The 19,397-nt window shown below is 70.1% G+C and carries 17 protein-coding genes and 1 pseudogene; 10 read left to right on the top strand and 8 right to left on the bottom strand.

The window, feature by feature from the left end; translation table 11 throughout:
- Nucleotides 1–27 precede the first annotated feature (27 nt).
- Nucleotides 28–846, bottom strand: coding sequence for an inositol monophosphatase family protein (locus ACFYRX_RS13970; RefSeq protein ID WP_389099192.1), 819 nt, complete (start codon nucleotides 844–846; stop codon nucleotides 28–30).
- A 129-nt stretch (nucleotides 847–975) separates the two neighbouring features.
- On the opposite strand from ACFYRX_RS13970, the gene ACFYRX_RS13965 reads away from it, so the two are divergent.
- Nucleotides 976–1,908: a LysR family transcriptional regulator gene (locus tag ACFYRX_RS13965; protein WP_389099190.1), complete on the top strand. Its 933-nt coding sequence runs from the start codon at nucleotides 976–978 to the stop codon at nucleotides 1,906–1,908.
- Nucleotides 1,909–1,915: 7 nt separating this feature from the next.
- Here the strand turns inward: ACFYRX_RS13965 and ACFYRX_RS13960 are convergent, their stop codons facing one another.
- From ACFYRX_RS13960 to ACFYRX_RS13950, 3 genes are read right to left on the bottom strand one after another with little or no spacing between them, the layout of a single operon-like run.
- Nucleotides 1,916–2,953 carry a LacI family DNA-binding transcriptional regulator gene (locus tag ACFYRX_RS13960; protein ID WP_389099988.1) on the bottom strand — a complete coding sequence of 346 codons (1,038 nt, stop codon included), beginning with the start codon at nucleotides 2,951–2,953 and terminating at the stop codon, nucleotides 1,916–1,918.
- Between the two features lie 2 nt (nucleotides 2,954–2,955).
- Entirely contained in the window at nucleotides 2,956–4,008 is a 1,053-nt protein-coding gene (locus tag ACFYRX_RS13955; RefSeq protein ID WP_389099188.1) for a LacI family DNA-binding transcriptional regulator, read from the bottom strand.
- A 9-nt stretch (nucleotides 4,009–4,017) separates the two neighbouring features.
- A complete protein-coding gene (locus tag ACFYRX_RS13950) occupies nucleotides 4,018–5,061 on the bottom strand; it encodes a glycoside hydrolase family 43 protein (RefSeq protein ID WP_389099186.1) in 1,044 nt (347 codons plus the stop codon).
- Nucleotides 5,062–5,418: 357 nt separating this feature from the next.
- On the opposite strand from ACFYRX_RS13950, the gene ACFYRX_RS13945 reads away from it, so the two are divergent.
- The 7 genes and pseudogenes from ACFYRX_RS13945 to ACFYRX_RS13915 all read left to right on the top strand — a co-directional run.
- Complete coding sequence (locus ACFYRX_RS13945) at nucleotides 5,419–6,357, top strand: glycosyl hydrolase (RefSeq protein ID WP_389099184.1); 939 nt, start codon at nucleotides 5,419–5,421, stop codon at nucleotides 6,355–6,357.
- Between the two features lie 520 nt (nucleotides 6,358–6,877).
- Nucleotides 6,878–8,176, top strand: coding sequence for an ABC transporter substrate-binding protein (locus ACFYRX_RS13940; protein ID WP_389099182.1), 1,299 nt, complete (start codon nucleotides 6,878–6,880; stop codon nucleotides 8,174–8,176).
- 19 nt (nucleotides 8,177–8,195) lie between these two features.
- On the top strand, nucleotides 8,196–9,152 hold the full coding sequence (locus ACFYRX_RS13935; RefSeq protein ID WP_389099180.1) for a carbohydrate ABC transporter permease: 957 nt from the start codon (nucleotides 8,196–8,198) through the stop codon (nucleotides 9,150–9,152).
- Entirely contained in the window at nucleotides 9,149–9,985 is an 837-nt protein-coding gene (locus ACFYRX_RS13930; protein WP_389099178.1) for a carbohydrate ABC transporter permease, read from the top strand. Before ACFYRX_RS13935 ends, ACFYRX_RS13930 begins: the two co-directional genes overlap by 4 nt.
- A gap of 117 nt (nucleotides 9,986–10,102) precedes the next feature.
- A complete protein-coding gene (locus tag ACFYRX_RS13925) occupies nucleotides 10,103–12,904 on the top strand; it encodes a LamG-like jellyroll fold domain-containing protein (RefSeq protein ID WP_389099177.1) in 2,802 nt (933 codons plus the stop codon).
- A 107-nt stretch (nucleotides 12,905–13,011) separates the two neighbouring features.
- Entirely contained in the window at nucleotides 13,012–13,821 is an 810-nt protein-coding gene (locus ACFYRX_RS13920; protein ID WP_389099175.1) for a hypothetical protein, read from the top strand.
- A gap of 54 nt (nucleotides 13,822–13,875) precedes the next feature.
- Nucleotides 13,876–13,944, top strand: a pseudogene (locus ACFYRX_RS13915) (VapC toxin family PIN domain ribonuclease); the annotation flags it as partial.
- A gap of 41 nt (nucleotides 13,945–13,985) precedes the next feature.
- Here ACFYRX_RS13915 and ACFYRX_RS13910 read toward each other — a convergent pair.
- Entirely contained in the window at nucleotides 13,986–14,378 is a 393-nt protein-coding gene (locus tag ACFYRX_RS13910; protein WP_389099173.1) for a hypothetical protein, read from the bottom strand.
- Between the two features lie 543 nt (nucleotides 14,379–14,921).
- Between ACFYRX_RS13910 and ACFYRX_RS13905 the strand changes: the two genes are divergently transcribed.
- Nucleotides 14,922–16,211 (top strand): hypothetical protein, encoded by a 1,290-nt coding sequence (locus tag ACFYRX_RS13905; RefSeq protein WP_389099171.1) that lies wholly within the window; start codon nucleotides 14,922–14,924, stop codon nucleotides 16,209–16,211.
- 63 nt (nucleotides 16,212–16,274) lie between these two features.
- Here the strand turns inward: ACFYRX_RS13905 and ACFYRX_RS13900 are convergent, their stop codons facing one another.
- The 3 genes from ACFYRX_RS13900 to ACFYRX_RS13890 all read right to left on the bottom strand — a co-directional run bounded on the left by ACFYRX_RS13900 (nucleotide 16,275) and on the right by ACFYRX_RS13890 (nucleotide 18,168).
- Nucleotides 16,275–17,462 (bottom strand): tachylectin-related carbohydrate-binding protein, encoded by a 1,188-nt coding sequence (locus ACFYRX_RS13900; RefSeq protein ID WP_389099169.1) that lies wholly within the window; start codon nucleotides 17,460–17,462, stop codon nucleotides 16,275–16,277.
- 55 nt (nucleotides 17,463–17,517) lie between these two features.
- Complete coding sequence (locus ACFYRX_RS13895) at nucleotides 17,518–17,691, bottom strand: hypothetical protein (RefSeq protein WP_389099167.1); 174 nt, start codon at nucleotides 17,689–17,691, stop codon at nucleotides 17,518–17,520.
- Nucleotides 17,692–17,859: 168 nt separating this feature from the next.
- Nucleotides 17,860–18,168: a hypothetical protein gene (locus tag ACFYRX_RS13890; RefSeq protein ID WP_389099165.1), complete on the bottom strand. Its 309-nt coding sequence runs from the start codon at nucleotides 18,166–18,168 to the stop codon at nucleotides 17,860–17,862.
- Nucleotides 18,169–18,327: 159 nt separating this feature from the next.
- Here ACFYRX_RS13890 and ACFYRX_RS13885 point away from each other — a divergent pair, with 159 nt between their 5' ends.
- Nucleotides 18,328–19,323 (top strand): helix-turn-helix domain-containing protein, encoded by a 996-nt coding sequence (locus tag ACFYRX_RS13885; RefSeq protein ID WP_389099163.1) that lies wholly within the window; start codon nucleotides 18,328–18,330, stop codon nucleotides 19,321–19,323.
- The last annotated feature ends 74 nt before the right edge of the window (nucleotides 19,324–19,397 follow it).

The raw sequence follows: 19,397 nt of genomic DNA, 5'->3' as shown, positions 1-19,397 counted from the left end.
CCCGTTCGGGCGTCGGCGCCGTTCGGTTCACGGGCGGGCGATCGGGGACAGGGTCTTGAGGGCCGCCGGGTGGACGCCGGGGGCGGTGGCCAGGAAGTCTTCGGCGGCCGTGCTCCAGGGCTCGCCCGCCAGGTCGGTGACGGTGCCTCCGGCCTCCGAGACCAGCAGGGCGCCGGCGACCAGCCCGGAGCGGACGTCGGAGAACTGCCAGAACGCGTCCATGCGTCCGGCGGCCACGTGGATGAGCTGCATCGTGGCGGGAACGGACACCCGTACGACGAGCGCGTCGGTGAGCATGACGGTGGCCGACTCGCCGATCTTCCGGAAGGTGTCCTTGTCCTCGCCGGGCTTGGCCTGACCGGTGCCGACGAGTGCGGCGCCCAGGTCGGTCTTGGCGGACACCTTCAGTGGCCGGTCGTTGAGGCGGGCGCCCGCACCGGCGACGGCGGTGTAGGTGTCGCCGGTCAGCGGCAGGTGAACGACGGTGAGGACCGGCTGGTTGTCGCGGACCAGGGTGGCGGTGACGGCCCAGTCCGGCATGGCGTGGACGTGGTTGATGTTGCCCTCGGCGGGATCGACGACCCACCACTCGCCGGTCGGGAGCGCGCCGCCGGCCAGCTCGTCCTCGGCCCACCGCGATCCGGGCCGGGCCCGCAGCAGCGGTTCCCGCAGCAGGTCCAGCACCGCGTCGTCGTTGGCGTGGATCTCCTCGACGACCTCGTCGAGGCTCACGCCCCGGGCGTGCGGGGTGTAGCGGTCGCGCAGGGTGCGGCCGGCGGTCCGCACCGCGGCGGTCACGTCGGACATGAGCGCGGGGTCGGCGTCGAAAGGCATGGCTGTGCTCATGGCGGGCTCCCTGGTTCCGGTGACTGCTTCCGGTGACTGCGGGGCGGCTCGGCCCGCTCCCGCACTTCGAAGGTAGGCCGCCCGGTGATTAACAACAAGTGCATGCTTTTCACTCGTAGAGTTACTCTCATGCAACTGGATCTGAATCTCCTCACCGCTCTCGACGCACTGCTGGAAGAGGGCAGCGTCGCCGGCGCCGCGGCCCGCCTCCATGTCACCGCACCGGCGATGAGCCGTTCCCTGGGCCGTATCCGCAAGGCCACCGGTGACCAGATCCTGGTCCGCACCGGCCGCAGCATGGTTCCCACTCCCCGCGCACTGGCGCTCCGCGCCCAGGTCCACACCCTCGTGCAGCAGGCCCACCAGCTGCTGTCCGCGCAGCAGGAACTCGACCTGGCAGCTCTGGAACGGGTGTTCACCGTGCGCTGGCACGACGCCCTGAACGCCGCCTGCGGCGCGGCCCTGATCGCCGCCGTGCACCGCCAGGCCCCCGGCGTCCAGCTGCGGCTGCCGGCCGAGTCCGGCACGGACACCCCCGAACTGCGCCGGGGTGAGGTCGATCTCGAATCCAGTTCCAGCCGGCCGGCGTTCCCCGACATCCGCCACCGCGTCGTCGGCCACGACCAGCTCGTCGTCGCCGTCCGACCCGGCCACCCGCTCACCGAGGGCCCGCTGAGCATCGAACGTTACGTGGCCGCCGAGCACCTCACCGTCTCGCGCCGCGGACGCCTGCGCGACCCCGTCGACGACGCCCTGACCACGCACGGTCACGCACGCCGCGTCGTCGCCGCAGCGCCCACCGTCGCCTTCGCCCTGCAACTCGCCCCCGAAACCGACCTGGTGCTCACCCTCCCCGACGCGGTCACCCGCGCGGCCCGGGACCGACTCGGCCTGATCACGCTGCCCCTGCCCCTCGAGATGCCCGCCATCGCGCTGTACCTGCTGTGGCACCAGCGCTACGACGACGACCGCGCCCACACCTGGCTGCGCGACCTGGCCACCGAAACCGTCCAGGCGGTGTTCGCACCACCGCGGCCGCCGTCCGGCGATGAGCGTGGGTGAAGCGGTGTCACGTCGACGGGTCGACAGGGATGTTCGGGGCGGCCGAGGAGGACCTGCGCACCCGCAGGACGAACCCGGCGCTCTCGCAGCGGCCGGGGAGATCCCGGAAGTCCTCCCTGTCCATGCGGGAGCGCAGGAGCGACACCGCTGTGCGGGCGATGGACTCGCGCTGCGGGTCGACGGTGGTCAGGGGCGGTGAGGCGAAGCGGGCCGCCTCGATGTCGTCGAAACCCGCCACGGCCACGTCGTCGGGCACGGCGACGCCGCTTCGGGCCAGTACCGACAGCGCGCCGATGGCGACCACGTCGTTGTAGCAGAACAGGGCGTCGAAGCGGACGCGGGTGCGCAGGAGTCGGGCCACCGCACCGGCGCCGGAGGACCACAGGTCGGCGTTGTCCACGCCGATCACCAGCGAGTCGTCGTAGGCGATCCCGGCGTCCTCGAGTGCCCGTCGGTAGCCGTGCAGACGCCGGCCGCCGGCACGGGGCTCCGCCTGTTCGCACAGGGCGGCGACACGGCGTCGGCCCTGGTTGAGCAGGTGGGCGACGGCCGCGTGCGTGCCCTGCTCGTCGGCGATCTCGACGTAGTCCAGAGTCATCCCGGCCGCCTGGGCGGGCCGTTCCCCGAGGACGACGGTGGGCTGGGTGAGGGGCAGGCGCAGGTACTCCTCGGCCGTGAGGGCCTGCGGCACGTAGATGACCCCGTCCACGAGTTCCTTGTGCGAGGTGGACAGGACGGCTCGCTCACGCTCGGGGTCCCCGCGGGTGGTCTCGACCACCACTTTGAGTCCCTGGGTCTCCGGAGCCCGGATGACCTGTTCGGCCAGCTCCGCGTTGAACGGCTGGTAGACGTTCGGGAGGACGAGCGCGATGGTGCCGGTGCGCTGTGAGCGCAGGCCGCGGGCGAAGGGGTTGATCCGGTAGCCGAGTTCCTCGACGGCCGCACGGACCCGGTGTTCCGTCTCCGGGCTGTAGGAACCGGTGCCGTTGACGACGTTGGAGACCGTCTTCGTGGACACGCCCGCCTTCTCGGCCACGGTGCGCATGGTCACGCTCCGCCCCATGCGGCCATCCCTCCCAGAGTCGATTCACGGACGGTCAACTGGTGGTCGGCGACGACCAGTCGCCCGGAATCCCGCTCGACCGTACCGTTCACCCGGTCGTTCATACGGTCGTTCAGCAGTGCCAGGGCCTCCCGTGCGATCTGGGCCCTGCCGGGGTCGATGGAGGTGAGCGACGGATGGGCGTACCGGGCGTCGTCCGTGTCGTCGAACCCGGCCACGGCCACCTCGGCCGGGACCCTCACCCCCGCCTCCTGCAGCGCGTGCAGGGCGCCCAGCGCCAGCGCGTCCGCGAAGGCGACCACGGCGTCGAACGGGACGTCGGCGTCGATCAGCCGGCGCATGCTCGTCGCTCCCGCCTGGCGGTTCCAGTCGGGGGTGCCCACTTCGAGGACGAGATCGGGGAGGTAGGGCAGGCCGGCGTCGCGCAGTCCGTCCCGGTAGCCCTCCAGGCGCAGATGGGCGGCGGCCCGCTCGGGCCGGCCGGTGTGGTCGGCACCGAGGGCCGCGATCCGGGTGTACCCCAGCGACACCATGTGCCCGACGAGAGCCCGGATGCCTTCCCGGTTGGCCATGGCGACCCGGTCGACGGGTGCGCCGTAGGCACGTTCGGAGACGAACACCGTCGGCACGGTCCGGGCCACGGTCAGGGCCTGGGCGTCCGACAGCCCCACCGGGTACATCAGCAGCCCGCCCAGGTGCGGGCCGTGCTCGCGGACCAGCGCGAGTTCGGCCTCGGCGTCCCCTTCGGTGAGCTCGATCAGCACCGTGAGCCCGTGCCGCTCCGCCTCCCGCATGATCTCCTCGGCGAGCGAGGAGAAGTAGGGCTGGGACAGGTGCGGCAGGGCGAGTCCGACGAGGTCGATGCGGCCGGTGCGCAGGTTGCGGGCGACCGAGTTGGGCCGGAAGTCCAGTTCGGCTATCGCGGCGTCGACCTTGTGCCGGGTCTGTTCGCTGACGTTGGGCTCGCCGTTGACCACACGGGAGACCGTCTTCAGTGACACCCCGGCCCGCTGGGCCACGTCATGCATCGTGGACATGACCGAACCTTAGGCTCCGGCCGGGGCGGGACCGCGCAGTCCCGCGCACTCGGCCTCGGTTAGCGCCAGCACCGAGCCGTGGCGGAGCCCCGGTGGCAGTACGCAGAACTCCGGGTCGGCCACGGGAAGCCACACCGGGCTGTCCAGGCGGTCGGCCCGGAAGGGCACATAGCCGCGGCCGAGGAACTCGTCCAGCAGGAGCAGCCAGCCCCGCCCGTCGGGCGCCGGAAGCACGATCGGCCCCTCGGCGTGCGCCAGCCCCGGCAGTTCCCCGGTGCCGCGGCCCACACCCTGCGCGACGGGCTCGTAGTCCGTGGCGGGCAGGTCCCGGGAGCGCTCGACGAAGACGAACTTGGCGTCGGGAGCGTCCGGCGTGCCGGGCAGGCGCTCGTCCTTGGTGAACCGGTAGAACCATCCGTCGTGCTCCACCACAGTGGAGTCGATGACGGGGAACCCGCTGTCCACCCACACCCGGGGCTCTCCGAAGGTGCGGAAGTCCTTGGTGGTCGCGCAGTACATGCGCTGGTACGACGGGCTCTCGTGCCGTGGGTCGTCGTCCGGGTAGACGGTGGACGCCCAGAAGACGAGGTACTCCTCCCGTTCCGGGTCGTGGACGGCCTCGGGGGCCCAGACGCACCCGGCCTGCTCCGGCATGACCTCGACCCGGTGCGGCCCGTCCCACTCGCGCAGGTCGGCCGAGTGCCACACCAGCAGGTCGCGGCTGCCGTGGGCGACCGCATGTTCCCAGCCCTCGCCGCCGTGGATGCGCAGGTCGGTGGCGAGCAGATGGAACCCGCTGCCGTCCGCGGCCCGCACCAGGAACGGATCCCGGGCACCGCCGCCCGCGGGGGCGAGCGGGGGAATGCCGGTGAGCTGCGTCCAGCGGTCCATGCGGGGGGTGTCGCAGAGCGCGAAGCGGATCCGCTCGCCGTCGGGGCGGTGCTCGCCGGCGAAGTGGGCGAAGAGGTAGCCGGCGGGCCGTTCGGGCGCCGCGCCGAGGGACGGCCGTGCCGTACCTGTGGCTTCGTGGTCGCGGGGGGCGCTCTGAGGCACGGGGACGTGTCTCCTCGTCTGCAGGGGCGGGGTGAGATGAGCTTCGCACCGCAGATTCATCGTTGTCAAAGGTCGGAAAGTCCGATGCTGCGGAGCGAGCCTCGGAGCGATAGGGCCCAGGGTTGGAGGATGTGACGAAGTGAACGGTCTTGACCTGCACGGATCATGAACCGGACGGTGCCGCTCGGGGAGGTCGTTCGATGTCGGTCTGGAAAAAGACCGGCCAAAGAGGGTTGACGACGATGTACCTGGCGGACATCCTGATCCCGCTTCACTCAGCCGTAACACCCGGTTCACCCGGTTCGTACGGTCCACCGTCCCGACGAAGCCGGCCGTCGCCGGCAGAAGAAGGTCGTCATGGCCTCCCTTGCCCCCGCCCCGGCGCCCCTGTACGAGGATCCCGTCCACGCGGGCCCGACCGATCCCGTCGTGCAGTACGACGGCCGGCAGTGGTGGATGTTCTACACACAGCGCCGCTCCGACGTGGCCGCGCCCGGCGTCGCCTGGGTGCACGGCACCGCGATCGGCGTCGCGACCAGCGCGGACGGTCGTGACTGGCTCTACCGCGGGGTGCTGGACAGCCTCCCGTTCGAGCCCGGCACCAACACCTTCTGGGCCCCGGAGATCGTGCGGGCGCCGGACGGGGTGTTCCACATGTACGTCAGCTACATCCGTGGTGTGCCGGACCGCTGGGAGGGCCACGACCGGCGGATCCTGCACTACACCAGCGGCGACCTGTGGAACTGGGTGCACGCCGGACCGGTGCCGCTCAGCTCACGCCAGGTCATCGACGCCTGCGTCCACCCGTTGCCCGACGGCTCGGGCTGGCGCATGTGGTACAAGGACGAGGCCCACGGCTCGCACACCTGGGCCGCCGACTCGGCCGACCTGTACGACTGGCGGGTACGGGGCCCGGTCCTGGAGCACCGGGCGCACGAAGGGCCCAACGTCTTCGCGCTGGACGGCCGGTACTGGATGGTCGTGGACTGCTGGGACGGCCAGGACGTCTTCCACTCGGCCGACCTCGACGACTGGACCCCGGCGGGCCGCATCCTCGACGGATCCGGCACCCGCGAGGACGACCGGGGCGTCGGACACCACGCCGACGTCGTCGCGGGACCCGACGCGGCCTGGATCTTCTACTTCACCCACCCCGACCGGGACCCGGAATCCCCGGACAGCGACGGCCCGGCCCAGCGCCGCTCGGTGGTGCAACTGGCCCGGCTCACCACCCAGGGCGACCGACTCCTCCTCGACCGCGACACCGTTCCGTTCCACACCCTGCCCCGCCCCTGACCACCCGCCTCCGTGCCGGGCGCCCGCCTACGGCCCGGACACCCTGACCGATCGCCCCCGCGCCGGGCGCCTGTCTACGGCCCGGACACCCCGCTCCCGCTTCTGTCTCCTCGCTTGCGGCCCGGACGCCCCCGCGTCCTGGTCCTGGCCCACCGCCCGCCTTCAGGCTCCTCGCCTCCTCCAGCTCTGACACTCCCGCTTCCCGGGCCCCGGCACTCCGCCCCAGACACTCCGCCCCCGCTCCTGACACCCAGCCCCCGCAGCCCCGGGCACCCCGCCCCGCCTTGGACATCTGTTCGCCCCGACACTTCGGCCTCGCCGGGGGGCATCACGCCCCCGATCCGGCGCCCCCTCCGCCCCGGCATCCCGCCCGGCACCTCCGGCCCGGCCCTGATGAGGCATCACCCTCGGCATCCGCGCCGACCCGGAGATGCCGCCTCCGCCCCATCTCCGCTTCCGGCCTTACTCCGATGCACGCCCTGCACGACCCCGTCCCGCGCGCTCCCCGAGAGGAACCACCATGTCCATCGACCACACCGACACCGGCGCCCCGCAGCTCAGCAGACGACGCTTCGTCCAGGGCAGCCTCATGGCCGCGGTCCTCGGCGGCACCGCGCTGGGTGCCTCGGCCTGCTCCACCAGCACCGTGGCGAGCGGCGGTGGCGGCGGCAAGGGCGCGGTGTCCTTCTTCTCCTGGGACACCCAGACGGTCATGAAGCCGGTGCTGGACCTGTTCACCAAGCAGACCGGCACCGGCGTCTCCTTCTCCTACGCCCCGCCGGTGCCGCAGTACGTCTCCACCCTGCAGACCCGCCTCCAGGCGCACACCGCCGCCGACGTCTTCATCCTCACGGCCGAGGACAAGCAGCTGGTCGGCGGCGGCTTCGTGAAGGACCTGACCGGCCAGAAGTTCCTGGACCCCATGAACTCCGCCAACAGGAACTTCATGACGGTCGACGGCAAGGTGTACGGACTGTCGATCTCCTCCTGGGCCGGCGGGATCATGTACAACAAGGAGCTGCTCGCCAAGGTCGGCGCGGACGCCCTGCCGGACAGCTGGGACGGGTTCCTGAAGCTGTGCGGCAAGCTCAAGGACAAGGGGATCACCCCCTACTTCGACGCCGCGCACGACGGCAACTTCATGGCGCTGTGGGGCCTGCTCGGCGGGTACTTCGACAGCCAGGGCGGCTTCCCCGACGAGGACATCTTCGCGGGCAAGGCCACGTTCGCCGACACCTGGACCGAACCGCTGGTCGCCTACAGCAAGCTGTACACCGAGAAGCTGACGCCCAAGTCGGTGGTGGGTCTGACCAGCGACCAGGTGGTCAGCGAGTTCGCCAACGGCCGGGTGGCCATGTTCGGCGCCGGCACCTGGAACGTGCCCACGGTCCAGAAGAGCGCCCCCCACCTGTCCTTCCAGACCGAGGCCATCCCCGGCATGACCCAGGGCCACAGCTACTGGACCGGTGCCGCCAGCCCGGGCTACGCGATCAACCCCAAGGCCAAGAACCCCGAGGCCGCGCTGAAGTTCCTCCAGTTCCTGTCGAGCTCCGACGCCGTGAAGGCGTACGGCAAGTCCAGTGGGGCGATCACCACCACCAGCAACTACACGCCGAGCTTCGCGCCGGGCGTGACCAACCAGGCCCTCGGCGCGCGTTCCGGCAAGATCTACCTCCCCGTCGTCGCCTGGCCGCGCCACTCCAACGAGCTCATCCAGGAGTTCAACACCCAGATGCAGCAGATGGTCCAGGGGTCGGTCAAGCCCAAGGACATCCCCGCCGCGCTGGACAAGAAGCTCAAGCAGCTCGACGCGAAGTAAGCGGGAAGCGACAGCTCTCATGGCGACACAGACCTCGGACCTCCCGACCCGGGCACGCGCCGGCACCGCGCCCGGCGGCTTCCGCCCCGCCCGCCACCGGTTGCGCGAGCGGCTGACCACGCAGGCGTTCCTGCTGCCGATCGCCGTCGTGCTGGTGGTGCTGTTCCTGGTGCCGCTCGCCGAGTCGGTGTACTACAGCTTCACCGACTACAGCGGCTCCTCCCCGACCCGGCACCTGGTCGGACTGCGCAACTACCGGCAGATCTTCACCGACCCCTCGGTGCTGACCGGCCTGGGCTTCACCCTGCTGTACGCGGTGGCGACCACGCTGATCGTGACCGTCCTGGCCATCCCGCTCGCGGTGATCCTCAACCGCCGCTTCCCCGGCCGGAGTCTGGTCCGTGCGGCGTTCTTCTTCCCCGCCGTGCCCAGCATGGCGATCCTCGGCCTGGTGTGGACGTTCGTCCTGTCACCCCTGTCCTCCGGCGTGATCAACTCCGTGCTGGGCGGCCTCTTCGGAGTCGGCCCGGTGCCGTGGCTGTCGGACAACACCCTGGCCAAGGTCTCGGTGATCGTGGTCGGGGTCTGGGCGCAGACCGGCTGGCACGCCGTCCTCTACCTCGCCTACCTGCAGTCCGTCCCCCGGGACTACTACGAGGCCGCCACCCTCGACGGGGCCACGCCACGGCAGCAGTTCTTCCGCATCACTTTGCCGCTGCTCGCCCCGGCGATGACGGTCAGTCAGTTCCTGCTGCTCATCAACGGCCTCAGGGTGTACGACCTGCCGTTCACCCTCACCAACGGCGGTCCCGGCTACGACACGTACACCATCACCCAGGTACTCGTACAACGCGGTATCGCCCAGGGCGAGTACGGGCTCGGCGCGGCGCTGGGCGTGATCTTCCTGATCGCGGTCGCCACCGTGCTGTTCCTCCAGCTCTCGGTGACCCGCAGGCTGGAAAGGAGGTTCCGGTGACGGCGATCCTCTCCCGGCTTCGCGAACGGGGCTGGCTCACCAGCGCCTACATGCTGCCCCTGTCCGCGGTGATGGCGCTGCCCTTCTACTACGTCCTCGTCAACACCCTCAAGTCGCAGGCGCAGACCACCGGTTCACCGCTGGCACTGCCGACCTCGCCGGACTTCTCCACCTACCGCCGGGTCTTCGACCAGGTCCCCGTGGCGGCGGCGTTCGCGAACACGCTCTACGTCACGGTGCTCTCGGTCGCCCTCATGGTGCTGATCGGCGCCATGGCCGCCTACGCCCTGACGATCCGCCCGACCAGGTTCAACCAGCGCTTCGGCAAGCTCCTGCTGCTCGCGTTCGTCGTGCCCACGCAGTCGACCCTCATCCCCGTCTACCAGATCTTCGTCAAACTGGGCCTGGTCAACAGCCTGAACGGCCTCGTGCTGGTCTACAGCGCCGGATCGATCTTCTGCTGGTTCGTCATCCAGGGCTACATGGCCACCCTGCCGTTCGAGGTCATCGAGGCCGCCCGGCTGGACGGCTGCGGTCCCTGGCAGGTCTTCTGGCGGATCGTGCTGCCGCTGATCCGGCCCATCCTGGCCACCGTCGCGGTGTTCCAGACGATGTGGATCTGGAACGACTTCTTCACCCCCAACGTGTACCTCAGCGACCCGGGCAAGAGCACGATCGTGCTGGAGGTCTACACCTCGGTCGGGCAGTTCCAGGTCGACTGGCCGGCCTTCCTGACCCTCAGCGTGCTGGCCCTGGTCCCCATGGTGGTCTTCTTCGTGGCGGTCCAGCGGCACATCATGTCCGGCCTGCTCAGCGGCGCCGTCAAGGGCTGACCCCCGCCCCTCAGATCGACCGGTGCGTCCGGCGTGCCCTCTCCCCGTACAGCCCGGCACGGCGTGCGCACCGGTCCGCTCCACCCCACTCATCCGCTCCGTTCGAAGAGGAACGCAATGCGAAGATGGCCACGCCGCCTCCTGGCGGCCCTGGGCAGCGCGGCAGCCACGCTGGGACTCGTGCTCGTCCCCAGCACGGCCGCCCACGCGGCGACCTGCACCACGTACTACGTCTCGTCGTCGTCCGGCAGCGACAGCAACGACGGATGCAGCACCGGCACCCCGTGGAAGACGCTCACGAACGTCAACTCGACGACGTTCACGGCCGGCAACCAGATCCTGTTCCAGGCGGGCGGCTCCTGGACCGGCGAACTCCAGCCCCAGGGATCCGGCGCCGTCGGCAACCAGATCACGATCTCCAGCTACGGCTCCGGTGCCGCTCCCATCCTCGACGGAGGCGGCGCGGCGGCCACCATCTACCTGCACAACCAGCAGTACTGGACCGTCCAGAACCTGGAGATCACCAACCCGGCGTCCAGCGCGGCGGTGCGCAGCGGCATCCAGCTGGAGAACGACACCACCGGGATCCTCGCCGGGATCCACATCCTGAACAACAACATCCACGACGTGAAGGGCTACTGGGCGAACGTCCAGAACCCCGTGCAGCCGAGCCAGTCCTCCGGCATCGCCTTCGACGTCACCGACAACAACACCACCAGCGGCTGGGACGACGTCCAGATCAGCAACAACACGCTGACACGCGACGACGCCGGCGGCATCTACATCGGCTCGCTCGTGGGCCTGAACCACAACATCAACACCACCAACGTCGTCATCGACGGCAACACGCTCACCGACATGGGCGGCAACGACATCGTCTGTGTCTTCTGCGCCTCACCGGTCATCCAGAACAACGTGGCCACGGACAACGGCTACCGCTACTCCGGCGCCGGTCTGTGGAACGGGTGGACGACCAACGCGGTGTTCCAGAACAACGAGGTCTCCCGCCAGTACCGCAACTTCGTCGACGGCCAGGCCTTCGACATCGACAACAACAACACCGGCACGGTCATTCAGTACAACTGGAGCCACGACAACCCGTTCGGCTTCACGGAGTGGTGCTGCCGCAGCGGCTTCGGCGCCAAGTCCTCGGTGATCCGCTACAACATCAGCCAGAACGACGGCGCGTCCAACGCGGTCTTCCCCGGCATGGGCGGCGTCGACAGCGGCACCACCGCACAGGTGTACAACAACACGATCTACATGGGCGAGGGCGACAACGGGGGCGTGACCGGCGGCACCCCGAACAGCACGGTCGCCTTCTCGAACAACATCGTCTACAAGCTGGGCACCGGCGGCTACGCCACCAACAAGACGACGTGGACCCACAACCTGTTCTACGGCAACCACCCCGCCAGTGAACCGGCCGACTCGGCGAAGATCACCGCGGACCCGCTGTTCGTGAACCCGGGCGCGGGCGGAACGGGCCGGGCCTCGGCGGCGGTCTACAAACTGCGCAGCGGCTCACCCGCCCTCGGCGCGGGCGCGGTCGTCTCCTCCAACGGCGGCCTGGACTACTTCGGCAACACCGTCTCCGCCACCGCCGCGCCCAACATCGGCGCCTACAACGGCCCGGCCGTCTCCGGACCGACGGCCCACGCGGGCGCGTACTGGCCACTGGAGGAGGGCTCCGGCACCGCCACCGCCGACCTGACCGGCGGCGCCAACAACGGCACGCTTCAGGCCGGGGCGTCCTGGACGACCGGCAAGGCCGGCACGGGCGCGCTCAACCTCACCGGTGCGAGCAACTCCTGGCTGGACGTTCCCACCACCGCCCTCGACACCAGCGGCAGCTACACGGTCTCCGCCTGGGTGAAGCCCAACAGCCTCACCGGCAACCAGACCTACGCGAGCATCGACGGCGCGAACATCAGCCCCTTCTACCTCCAACTGTCGGGCGGCACCTTCGCCTTCACCGTCCGCAGCGCCGACTCGACCAGCGCCACCTACAAGCAGGTCACCGGCGGCAGCCCCGCCACCGGCACCTGGTACCACCTGACCGGCGTGTACGACAACAGCGCGCACACCATCGCGCTGTACGTGAACGGACAGCTCCAGGGCACCACGGCGTTCTCCGCACCGTGGAAGGCCACCGGCCACACCACGATCGGCCGGGCCAAGTGGAACGGCGCGAACGCCGACTTCGCCAACGGGGCCGTCGACGACGTACGCATGATCCCCCGGGCCCTCACCGCCCGCGAGGCGTACGCCCTCGGGACCGGCGCCGCGGGCTACTACCAGCTCGATGAGGGCAGCGGCCACACCGTCACCAACCTGCTGGGCAACACCGACGACGGCTACACCGAGGGCAACGCCACCTGGGCGGGCAGCGGCAAGGTCGGCAGCAACGCGCTCAGCTTCGACGGCACGGCGGCGACCATGGCGGTCGTCCCCTCCTCGGTGATCGACACCGGCCAGAGCTACACGGTCGGGGCCTGGGTGAAGCTGAACTCCGTCAGCGGCAACAACCAGACCTTCGCCAGCCTCGTCGGCGGCAAGGTCAGCCCCTTCTATCTGCAACTGTCGGGAGGCAAGTTCACCTTCGTCACCCGGGCCTCCGACGCGAACAACTCCGCGGCCACGACGGTGACGGCCGGCTCCGCGGCGACGACGGGCACCTGGTACCACGTCCTCGGCGTGTACGACAGCGGCGCCCAGACGATCTCGCTGTACGTCAACGGCACGCTCCAGGGCAGCACGTCGTACACCTCCCCCTGGACGGTGAACGGCGCGACCCTCATCGGGGCCGGCACCTACAACCAGGGCCCGGTGGACTTCACCAACGGCCAGATCGACGACGTCCACTTCTACAACCGGGTTCTCAGCGCCGCTGAGATCCAGACGCTCGCCGCCGGCTGAACCAGCGGCGGGACAGGACGGGCGCCCGATCCGGGCATGAGGGTGTTCCGGACCGGGCGCCCGTCCCCTTTCGAATGTCGGACGGCCCCACAAGAGAGGAGTCGGCGATGAGCACGTCGACGCGGCACAGGCCCCGGACACCGGCGAAGAACCGTGCGGGCGGCAACGTGCCGCTCTGGGCGATTGCCGTCACCGCGTTGGTGGCCGCGGCTGCCATCGCCGTAGCGGCCCTGCTGCCCGGCCCGCGGCACAGCCGGCCATCGGCCGCCGCACCGGCTCCCCCGGTCACAGCCGTGGCGGCCACCGTCGACGGCCAGGACATCCCGGTGCGAGAACTCGCCCTCTACCTCGCGCAGGAAAGAGCGGCGACCTTCACCCACTTCCGGCAGAAGTACGGCGCCGACGACGGCCCCGACTTCTGGACCACCGAGCACGACGGCCAGACCCCGGCCGCCTATCTCCGCGAGCGGGCACTCACCGACGTCACCAGGACCACCGTCGAGCTGAACCTGGCCCACAGCCAAGGCCTGCTGTCCGATTCCGGATACGGCGCCTTCCTGCTCAACTGGCAGACGGAGAACGCCCGTCGTCGCGCGGCCGTCGCCGCCCACCAGGTCATCTACGGCCCGGTTCAGTACACCGAGTCGAACTACTTCACCTACGTCCTGAACAACCTCGGTGCCGGCCTCAGGGAGAAGCTGACCCGGACGCGGGCCATCACCACGCCGGACAGCGCCCTCAGGCCCTACTTCGCCGCCCACCGCGGCGACTTCCCGCACCAGTCCTTCGCCGCGGCACACGACCAGATCCGCCAGGCATACGTGCTGGACCGCTACCGGGCGATGCTCGACCGCCTCACGGCCTCGGCCCATGTCCGCGTGCACCACACGGTGTTCGACGCCGTCCCGGTCGACTGACCCGGGCCGCTTCGCGCGGGCATGCCCGGCCGGGACACCGTCAGCCCTGGTGTCTTCCGGGCCGTACGCCCGCTGGGCCGCCACAAGGCGTTCCGGGTACTCCCCGACGACCTTCCACTCTGACGCAGACTCGGCGGTCAAGCGCCGCCCCCAGCTTGCGAAGTTCATGCCGTCTCAGGCGGCCCCTTCAGCCCCGCGTATGCCCGCTCGACCTCACCCAGATACTGCTCCAGGTGAAAGCGAACCTCCTCGATCGGCCTGCCGTCGGGGCCCGGGTACATCAGGCCGGACCAGATGACCGTCTCGCCCCGGAGACGGACCCGGATGGTCAACCTGTCAGGCCCTGGCACGGGTTGTTCCTGGGTTGCCACCTCCACCGTGCATGGCATGTCGTTCGGATGGAGCGGCCCGCCTGGGCGGAGCAGTCGGCCCGGATCGAGACCGGCCATTCTGCTGTCGGTGCGCGCGACCACGTCGAGACCGTCGACGAAGAGGTAGGTGTGGACAGCAGCACAGGTCGGTGGCCCAGGACACGCGCTGATGAGCAGCGTGCTCACCGCACCGGCGCTTTGCCCATGGGGCACCGTGGCCCTGACCTCACGGGGGGACCTACGCGGCATCCGCTTGCTGTGACGACATGGGCCGATGGTAGCCGGTGGCCACAAGGATGAAGCCGACGCGACCGCGAACCCGACGTTCAGGCGGGGCCTCGTCCCTGAACGGCGTTGAGCCGCCGCTGTCGAGGCGGGGCCCGGACCCGGGGGACCGGGAGGCACGATGCCGGCCGGTTCGGCGATCCGTCCGGGCCGGGGCAGGGCGGGCCGAGAGCCGCGACGGTCGTCGCGGCGGACGTGGGCCGGTAGCCCCGTAGGCCGCCGTGTCGGGGCGCTGTCATGGGCGCACGCCCCGTCAGGACGCAACCGGCCAGGGACGTTTGTGGCCATCGGATCTCTCTTCCGGCCCCCCTGACCTGCGGCGAAGGTAGTCCCTGACACCGGGCGCCACATCCGCGAACGACCCTCACAGCTGCACCTGCAGGGCAGCTGTCCGGGCCTGGGACGTGCGTACGCCCACTCGACTTCCGTGCCGCAGGAGAGACCATGAAGCTGAGCCACGTCATACGCCGTACGTCCGCCGCCCTCGCCGTCGGGGCGATGTCGCTGGGGCTGGTCACCGTCACCGGCGGGGCCGCGCAGGCCGTCGCCTCGTGCACCGGTGACGTGTCGATCTACGGCACGCTGTCGGACGGCCGGCTGACGTACACGCAGATCGCGCCGAACACCGGCGACCGTTTGAAGACGCTCATCGGCCCGAACCTCGGTTTCACACCCAAGGCGATGGCGACGCTCAACTTCAACACGGTGCTGGTCACTTCGACGGCCGGTGACCTCTACCGCGTCGACATCCAGACCAACAACACCTCCCTCGGCCTCGCCGGAGTCACCAAGATCTGGGACGGCGGCTGGACCTTCGACAAGATGGTCTACGACGGGTACGGGCACCTCTACGGCACCGTCGACGGGCAGCTTCACCAGTACCTGGTGTCGCAGGACAAGCCTTCCGGGTCGGCCCACATAGGCCAGCACGTCGTGATCGACACGGGTTTCGTCCTCAAGACCCTGGCCGCCGCGGGCGACGACCGCATCATCGCCTCCACCTCGGACGGACGCCTGCTCAGCTACAAGATCAACGGCGTGAACGACTGGGACCGCGCGGTGCTGAAGACGAGCGGCTGGTCGGCGGTCGACTCGCTGTCCTCTCCCGGTGGGGGCCTCTACTACGGCCGTACCAGCGGAGGCATGTACTGGTACCACGACTCCGACCCCACCGACGCGGACGGCAGCGACATCGCGTACCACCCGAACGACCCGGTGGACGCCTCCGGCTGGACGCAGACCCTGCTGTCGGCCTACGCGGACAACTGCGCCTACGTGCCGTCGGCCCCGCCGCACTCCGTGCAGGGCGGCACGATCTACCGCAGCGAGGTCATGACCCGGGCCAAGGACTGGTACAACCGCAACGTCCAGTACAGCCAGACCGCTTACGCCACCGACATCGAGGGCGACGACACCTACCGCACCGACTGCTCCGGCTTCGTCTCCATGGCCTGGCACCTCACCACCTCGCTGACGACGCAGTCCCTCGACAACGCCGCCACGCAGATCGCCAAGGCCGACCTCCGGCCCGGCGACGCCCTGAACTCCAGCAGCGAGGGGCACGCGGTCCTCTTCGCGGGCTGGAAGGACCAGGACGCCGGCACCTTCTACTACTACTCCGAGGGCAGCCCGGACTCGGACATGAACTACCGGTCCGCGAACGCCTACAGCGGCACCATCGACAGCCACCCGGCCTCGTCCTACGTAGCCCTGCGCTACGACAAGATCGCCTGACGCACCGAGGGCCCCGCCGACACCGGGGGGCCCTTTCGTGTCCGTCAGTCCGTGACCACCGGTCTAGTACCAGTTGTTCGCCTGCCAGAAGTTCCACGCGTTGCACGGAGAGCCGTAACGGCCGTCGATGTAGCTCAGGCCCCATCTGATCTGGGTCAGCGGGTTCTCGTGCCAGTCGTCGCCGGCGACGTCCATCTTGGTGGCGGGCAGCGCCTGCGGGATGCCGTACGCGCCGGAGGACGGGTTCGTGGCACTCCAGCGCCAGCCGCTCTCGTGGTCCCAGAGGTTCTCCAGACAGGCCCACTGGGTGGCGTTGGCCCAGGCCGCGTCCTTCTCGTTCATCAGCTGCCGCCCGGCGGCCTTGACCTCGGTGATGTCGTTGCGGTCGACGGTGTCCACGGAGGTCGTGCAGGTGTAGGTCGCGGGCTGTGCCGACAGCAGCTTCTGCGTCCAGCCGCTGGTGTTGACCGGGTCGTCGAGGTGGTACGTGATGTCCGCGCCGGAGCCGTCGGCCGGGTTGGCGTCCTTGTACCAGTACATGGCCCCGGTGGAGAGCCGCCCGTAGTACAGCCCGCCGCCCGGGGAGACGAGCTGGTTGAAGCCCGACCAGCCGGAGGACTTCAGGGTGTTGCTCTTCCAGGAACCGGCACCCGCGACGGTGTAGTCGAGCAGCCGCCCGTCCCCGGTGGTGGCGCTGAGCCGGTCGTCGCCGGTGGCGGTGAGGGTCTTCAGGACGAACCCGGTGTCGATCTCGGTGCGTACGCCGATGTGCTGGGAGCCGGCCGGCTTGTCCTCGGTGACGTTGTAGCGCAGCAGCAGGCCGGAGGTGGTGGTGCCGTAGAGGTGGCCGTGCCCGTCGTAGGTCAGCTTGTCGTGGGTCCAGCCGCTGTCGGCGATCTTCACCGGCGGGTTCAGCAGGGCGAGGCTGGTGTTGTTGGTCCTGATGTCGATGCGGTAGAGGGCGCCGCTGGTCGATGTCATCAGGACGGTGTTGAAGTTGAGGGTCGCCATGGCCTGCGGCTCGAAGCCGAGGTCCGGTCCGACGAGCACCTTGGCGAGGTCGCCGGTGGCCGGGTTGATCTGGCTGAACGTGAGCCTGCCGTCGGAGAGTACGCCGTAGATGTTGACGCCGCCCGAGCAGGTGGTGGCCGCGTCGGCGGTGGGGGCGGTCACCGTGAGGAGTCCGGTGCTCAGGGCCGCGATGGCCAACAGGCCCGTGCCTCTACGGCCGTTGGTGCGGATGTTCTTCACTTCTGTTTCCCCTGGGGGTGGTTGATGTCGGGCAGTCGGTGGCGGCGCGGGCGGCCTACTGCCAGCCGGCGTCGGTGGGGGCGGCCTGCCAGCCGGCGTCCGCGGTGACGACGGAGGAGGAATCAGCGGCGTCCGTCCCGTATGCCGAGGTGGCGGCCGGGGTGGCGAGGGCCGCGACGACGACCAGGGAGACGACCGCGGCGGCCTTGGCGATACGGGTACGAGGCATGGCTGTCCGTTCCTTCCGGTACGAGGTGTGAGGTCCGGTCCGGTGCCGCGTCCCGCGGTGACGCGCTTCCTGACCGGTGATCACCAGGTTGGTCGCCGCCGGGGCCCATGAGAAGGCTTCCTCGGTGGACGGAAGGGGCCTTGGACCGATACGTCCACACGGGCCGCTTCAGTCCACCGGCTGCGCCTCGAACGCCAGAGGTATCAAGGGCACTCCGGCACCCGTCAGTCGCGCCGCCGCCAACTGCGGGACATCGCACAGCAGTCGGCCGCAGACGCGGACGGCCCGCTCCTCGGCCTCTCCCAGCCCGTCGGCCAGCAGGTAGAAGCCCAGGGTGAGCCGGGAGGGGGAGCGGGGATGCACGGCGACGTGCTCGACGCGGTCGCCGGGGACGATGGAAGAACGCACCAACTCACGGACACCCGGCGGCAGATGGCCACCAGGAGGGAGTTCCAGATGCGCGTGGACAAGGTACATGCGCTCCAGCGTCTCAACGGATGAGGTCGCCAAGTCCGCGCACCGGGTGGCCGGTTGTGTCCCTGGCCCGTTCCGGCCGCACCCTGTGACGAAACGTCTCTGTTCTGCGAAGATCAGCGCCGAACAGGGGCTGTTGTGTGCAGAATCGGGGGGAAGCACGTGATGACCGCACTGGGACTCGACTCCGTCGCGGAGACGGTGTACCGCGCCATGCTCAGACATCCGGCCGCCGGTGTCGCGGACCTCGGCAGCGCCGTGGGGCTGCCCGAGGAAAAGGTGCGCGACGCCCTCGACACCCTGAGCGAGCTGGCGCTGGCGCGTCCCGCCGCCGGGGACGCGGGGCGGCTGCGGGCGGTCTCGCCGGACATCGGCATGGAGATCCTGATGGCCCGGCAGCAGGCCCAGCTGGCGGCGCAGCAGCAGCGCCTGGAGGCCTCACGGGTGGCCGCGGCCCAGCTCATATCGGAGTACGCCGAGCTGCGGCCGGCCGCCAGTCACCCCGGCGTGGAGCAACTGGTGGGGCTCGACCAGATCCGCGACCGGCTGGCCGTGCTCACCCGTGAGGTGCGCGAGGAGTTCCTGACGTTCGCGCCGGGCGGGCCGCAGACCGCGGAGAACATGGCCGCGTCCCGGCCGCTCAACCAGGATCTGCTCGGCCGCGGGGTGCGGATGCGCACGATCTACCTGGACAGCGTGCGCGCCAGCCGGCCCACCGTCGAGCACGCCAACTGGCTGGCCGGGCTGGGCGGTCAGGTCCGCACGGTGCCGTCGCTTCCCACCCGGATGATCCTCATGGACCGGCGGACCGCCCTGATCTCCGTCAGCAGCGACGACACCGCCGCCGGCGCGGTGCTCCTGAGCGGGCAGGGCACGCTCACCGCACTGTGCACGCTCTTCGAGACCACCTGGGAATCCGCCCAGCCGCTCGGCCGGCTCGTCCCCACCGACGCGCACGGCCTCACCGGCCAGCAGGCCACCGCCCTGCGCCTGCTCGCCGAGGGCCACACCGACGAGGCCATCGCCAAACGCCTCGGAGTGTCCCATCGCACCGCCCGCCGCATCGCCTCCGAGCTGATGGACCGACTCGGCGCGCGCAGCCGCTTCGAGGCCGGCGTACGCGCCGTCCAGCAGCGCTGGCTCCCGGCCCACCCGTGACCCACGACGGAGCTCGAACATGGCCGAAACCGGGGTCCCGTGCCGGTATTCCCTCGGGTAACACTGGTCACGCA

Origin of the sequence: Streptomyces sp. NPDC005374, assembly GCF_042872225.1 — a bacterium.
In the GTDB taxonomy this organism is placed as follows: Bacteria; Actinomycetota; Actinomycetes; order Streptomycetales; family Streptomycetaceae; genus Streptomyces.
The sequence above is the reverse complement of the archived record's forward strand: the minus strand, read 5'-3'. Positions and strand labels throughout refer to the sequence as shown.